Below are 3,640 nucleotides of genomic sequence, written 5' to 3'. Positions count from 1 at the left end.
ATGCCCTTGCGATAGGCGGCGGTTTTCGGAGTTGGTCTCTTCTTGGCCGGTGCTTTTGCCATACGGCTTCCTCCCTGTGTCTGATATCGGACGCTCATGGACGCCCGCCGACTATAGCCCAGGCCGGGCGACGGGCACAAGCGCGGCGCGTTTAGCGGCTTGACAGGTCGGCCATTCGCATGGTCAAAACAGTGACGAAACGTACCAGGTTTTGACCATGACCGTGAAGGAGGGACTCTGTGAAATTTGGCCTTTTTTATCAACTTCCGTGCGCGGACGATCAGTCCGACATCACCCGCTACCGCGAGACGATTGAGCAGGTCCAGTACGGTGACGAACTCGGCTTCAGCTGCGCCTGGCTGGCCGAGCTGCATTTTTACAAACCCTTTTCGATCATGTCCTCGCCCCTGATTGTGGCCACCGCCATTGCCCAGAAAACCCGCGCCATCCGGCTCGGCATCGCCGTCAGCCTGCTGCCGCTGTGGCATCCCATCCGCAGCGCCGAGGACGGTGCGACCGTGGACCTGTTGAGCAACGGCCGGCTGGAGTTCGGTGTTGGCCGGGGCGCGATCCCGCTCCACTTTGCCGGCTTCAACGCCTCGCGCGAAGAGAGCCGTCAGCGCTTTGAGGAGTCGCTCGAGATCATCAAGAAAGCCTGGACAACCGACTCCTTCTCCTACGATGGGCAGTTCTACCACATCCCCGAGACAAGCGTCGTGCCCAAGCCGTTCCAAAAACCCCACCCCCCGCTGCGGGTTGCCGCCAACAGTCCGGAGACGGCGGTGTTTGCCGGCCACGAGCACTATCCGGTCTTTGTCGCCTCGGTCACCAACCCGCTGCCCCGCATGTACGAGCAGGTTGACCGCTATCGCCAGGCCTGGGCCGACAGTCCAGTCTCAAACGGTGAGGCCCGACCGGACGTTTCGACCATGTTTTTCATGCGGCCGGGCGACAGTCTGGCCGAGGTCCGCGACGACATTGAGCCCAGCCTGGGCAATTATTTCCAGAGCGTGTCGGGTATGGTCCGGGCGGCCGTGGACGCCCAGAGCGGCTCGGACAGCTACCGCTATCTGCAAGAAGTCCAGAAAAACGTAGACAGCCTGACCTTCGAGACCATGACCCACAACATGGCGGTCTTTGGTTCGCCGGCCGAGTGTATTGAGCGCATCCGGGCGCTGCACGAGCGGCTCAAGATGCAGGAGCTGATCTGCTGGTTCAATCCCGGCGGCAGAGTGCCGCACGACAAAGTCCTGGCCGCCATGAACCGCTTTGCCACACAGGTCGCGCCCGCGGTCCAAGACCTGTAAGACCGGGCGGCTTTGCCTTGACAAGCCGTGACCGGAGGCTGATAAGAGAGAAAGCTGTCAGGCACACAGGCTATACTACTCAGAGGAGGGCAGAAGTATGGGACGCACTTTTTTTCGCGGGGCACATCTGATTGACGGGCTGCACCGGCCCAAAGCCAACGCCACCGTGGTGGTCGAGGACGAGCGCATTACCGCAGTCGGCACCAACGGCCGGGTGCCCAAGCCGACCGCTCAGGACACGGTCTACGACCTGAACGGCAAGTCGCTGATGCCGGGCATGGTCCAGAGCCACTACCACGTCGCCTACGCCAATATCAGCGATCTGAACGACATTGATATGAAGTACCACCCGACCCACTTGGCGCTGATTGCGGCCAAAAACGCCGAGCTGTTGCTGCGCAGCGGTTTCACCGGCGCGGTCGGGGCCGGCACCCTGCACAATATCGATGTCTCGCTCAAGAAGGCCATCAACTCGGGCCTGATTCCCGGTCCGCGCTTCATGCCGGCGGGTCGCGACGTGGTCACGACTGGTGACTCGGTCGATAGCCATCCGGCGTTCTGGAATCTCAAGATGGAGGGTCTGGCCTATATCTGTGATGGTCCGGACGAGTTCCGCAGAGCCATCCGGGCGGAAATTAAAGACGGCGTGGAGATGATCAAGCTGTATCCGACCGGCGGGCACGGCCTGCCGTGGCCGATCGAGACCATGACCATGAGTCAGGACGAGATCGAGGCGGCGTCTAACGCAGCCCACGAGCGGGATCGGAAGATCCGCGGCCATATCTGTTCCAAAAAAGGCATCAAGGCCGCCATCAAGGCCAAGGTCGATCTCATCGACCACGGCGACCGTATGGACGAGGAGTGCATCGAGCTGATGGCCAAGAACGGGACCTTCCTGACGCCCAGCATGTATTTCCCGTGGATGGTGGTCGAGGAGAACAAACGCAGCGGCAAGGTCATGTGGGACGAGATCGAGGGCATGAGCCGGGGCGTTGACAACTTTGCCAAGATGCTGCCCAAGGCCAACAAGGCCGGCGTCAAGCTGCTGATCGGGGATGATTTCGGCATCTCGATCATGCCCCACGGCGACTATGCCAAGGAACTCGAAGCCTACGTCGAGGGCGCGGGCATCAGTCCGCTCGACGTCATCCGCTGGGCCACGGTCAACGGCGCCGAGCTGATGGGCATGAAGGACGAGTTGGGTTCGATTGAGGCCGGCAAGCTGGCCGACCTGCTGGTGGTCAACGGCAACCCGGCCAAAGACATCACTGTCCTCCAGGATCGGAATAACCTTGAGGTCATCATGAAGGGCGGCGAGATGTTCGAGTGCCAGCTCTCCCCGAGCAAGGTCCAGCTCAAAGCCGCCTAAGACAATAGGGAAGAGAGGGGCGGGCTGTCCGCCTCTCTTCCACCCCGCCTGTCCCGCCCGCCTTCTTCGTCCCCGCCCTTTTTCCAGACCTTTCAGGAGAGACATCCCATGAGCCGGATCATTGATGCCGACAGTCATTTCATGGAGCCGCTCGATCTGTGGGAGCGCTATATTGAGCCGCGCCACCGACCGCGCTGTCTGCGCTTTCGCCAGGAGGCCGACGGCCGCTACGTCATGCTGATCAACGAGGACAAGGCGGTTCGCGGCGTCGGCGAGTTCAGCATGGAACAACTGCTCGGGGTGGGCGTGGGCTACGGCCAGAAGGAAGCGGGCTCGGGGCTGGGCCACTTCGATTTCTCGGCCGCCTTCAACAACAGCCTCGAAGACATGGACGCCCGCGTCGCCTTCCTCGACCAGGAAGGCATGGCGTGCCAGTTCATCTATCCCACCCTGGGCCTGCTGTGGGAGGGGCAGATCGACGACCCCGAGCTGGCCGCAGCTCACTGTCGGGCCTACAACACCTGGGCCGTCGAGGTATGTGCCGCCCATCGCCAGCGACTCTTCCCGGTCGGCCATCTCTCCCTGCGTCATCCCCAGGCGGCCGTCCAGGAACTCGAACGTCTGGCCCGGGCCGGCGTGCGTACCGTGTTCGTCGGCGCCCTGCCGGTCGAGGGCAAGAGCTTTGGCTGTCCGGATTTCGATCCGGTGTGGGCCAGCGCCCAAGAGCTGGATATGGCGGTCGGTCTGCATCTGGTCGTCCACCGTGACTATATCGGTCACGACTGGTACGAAGACCGGCGACCCGGATTCATGTACCTCAGTATGAACACCATTCAGGACCCGCGCATGGCGCTGACCACGATGGTCTATGACGGGGTCTTTGAGCGCTTTCCGCGTCTGCGGGTGGCCACGATTGAGGCGGCCAGCGGCTGGGTCGTCGAGTGGCTCGACCGGCTCGATTATC

Annotated in this window: 3 protein-coding genes; all 3 read left to right on the top strand. The window is 62.1% G+C overall.

Annotated elements, in window-relative coordinates; all coding sequences use genetic code 11:
• Positions 1-239: 239 nt before the first annotated feature.
• Positions 240-1,307: an LLM class flavin-dependent oxidoreductase gene (locus tag J4F42_21895; GenBank protein MCE2488177.1), complete on the top strand. Its 1,068-nt coding sequence runs from the start codon at positions 240-242 to the stop codon at positions 1,305-1,307.
• Between the two features lie 97 nt (positions 1,308-1,404).
• Entirely contained in the window at positions 1,405-2,676 is a 1,272-nt protein-coding gene (locus J4F42_21890; protein MCE2488176.1) for an amidohydrolase family protein, read from the top strand.
• Positions 2,677-2,784: 108 nt separating this feature from the next.
• Positions 2,785-3,640 (top strand): amidohydrolase family protein (locus J4F42_21885; GenBank protein ID MCE2488175.1); only part of this gene is annotated, 856 nt, incomplete at its 3' end.

Source organism: Desulfurellaceae bacterium, assembly GCA_021296095.1.
Taxonomy (GTDB): domain Bacteria; phylum Desulfobacterota; class Binatia; order Bin18; family Bin18; genus JAAXHF01.
Note: the sequence above shows the minus strand (reverse complement) of the source record. Positions and strands in the feature narration are given on the sequence as shown.

Bases quoted from the DNA above. Each gene is read 5' to 3' on its own strand.
- J4F42_21890 (MCE2488176.1), top strand. From the start codon at position 1,405: ATGGGACGCACTTTTTTTCGCGGGGCACATCTGATTGACGGGCTGCAC.